Below are 1,544 nucleotides of genomic sequence, written 5' to 3' on the forward strand. Positions count from 1 at the left end.
TCCGCGTCACCGAGCAGGACGCGTCCAGCACGCAGGAACGCTCCAGCGGCGCGCTCGCGTTCATCATCCCGTACTTCCTGCTGCAGTTCATCCTCGCCGGGGCGATGTCGCCCGCCATCGACTCCACCGCCGGGGAGAAGGAACGCGGCACGCTGGAGGTGCTGCTCGTCTCGCCCGTCCGCAGGCTGGAGGTCGTGCTCGGCAAGCTCCTCGCGACCACCATCTTCGCCATCGCGACCGCCGTGTTCGGCGTGATCGGCTTCAGTCTCGCCGCGCCCCTCTCGCGGCTCGTGCTGCCCGCCGCCGGGGGCGGGGACGGCGCGGACATCACGGGCGCGTTCGGCGGGACCCTCAGCGTCGGCGCGGGCAGCCTCGCGGCCCTGCTCGTGATCGCCGTGACGAGCGCGCTGCTGCTCTCCGCGCTCCTCATCGCCGTGGCGGTCTTCGCGCGCTCCTTCCGCGAGGCGCAGACGTACGTCACGCCCATCTCCATCCTGCTGATCGTGCCGCTGTTCGTGCTGCAGTTCAGCGACTTCATCGACAAGGGCGCGGGCCTCTACATGATCCCCCTCATCGGCGGGGCGCTCGCGATCCTCGACCTCGTGCGCGGCGCGGGGGACGCGGGGCACGTGGCGCTCGCGGTGCTCAGCAACGTCGTGTTCGCCGCCGTGTTCACCGCCTTCGCCCTGCGGTCCTTCAATCGTGAACAGGTGATCTTCCGGAACTGACCTCCGGACCTACGAGTGGTCGGCCCTCCGCGCGAGAACGCGGAGGGCCGACCGCGACCTCGACTGACGAGCGGGTGACTCGCTGACTTCGGCGTGAATTCCGTGGCGCACCGCGTTTTTGCCTGCCGCCGAAGTCCCTGGGTCCTCTGGTTGCAAAGGGATGTCTTCCAGGATGAATCTTTGGTGGAGGGGCTAAAGAGGGAATATGCCCCCTTCGCCTCCTGGCTGGCATTACAATTATATTGTTTCATCAACACAAAGGCAATACTATGTCAGTTAAAATTCTATCTTTGGCGACTGCTGTCACTGCTGCTGCGCTAATTTTTGGTCATAGGGCAGTCGCGGAGACTCGTGTCATATATTTCGACGATGAATCCGCGTCGATAAATGTGCAGGTTTCAAAAGATATGGATATCATATTCACCTCCGTTTGTAAGTACAACAAATATGTTATGAATCGGAATACGAAGACTGTTGCAACGAACGAAAGGATTGCATCCGTGGCGTTCAACAGGAACGCTTTCATATGCGACGCTCGTTATACAAGAGGTGTCAAGATCGACGCTGGACCAAGCAAAATTCAGCGGATTTGGCTGAACGGCAGGTTGTATAACTAAGAAATAGCCCAGTCGGATTCGACTGGGCTATTCGATTTCTTGGGCTCGGTCCAGCCCCTCCAACTGCCGCTCCAGCGTCTCCGCGTCCCGCGCGGGCAGATCGCACGCGAAGTTACGGCACACGTACGCCACGCCCTCGCCGCCGCGGCCCTCCAGCACGGGCAGGCCGCCCCCCCGCTCGGCGGGCGCGATCGCCACG

The 1,544-nt window shown here is 62.4% G+C and carries 1 protein-coding gene; it reads left to right on the forward strand.

Annotated elements, in window-relative coordinates; translation table 11 throughout:
* Positions 1-728: ABC transporter permease (locus tag DEIPI_RS31095; RefSeq protein ID WP_045234321.1), on the forward strand; the 728-nt coding region annotated here is incomplete at its 5' end.
* Positions 729-1,544 lie beyond the last annotated feature (816 nt).

This window comes from Deinococcus pimensis DSM 21231 (genome assembly GCF_000519345.1).
Lineage (GTDB): Bacteria > Deinococcota > Deinococci > Deinococcales > Deinococcaceae > Deinococcus_A > Deinococcus_A pimensis.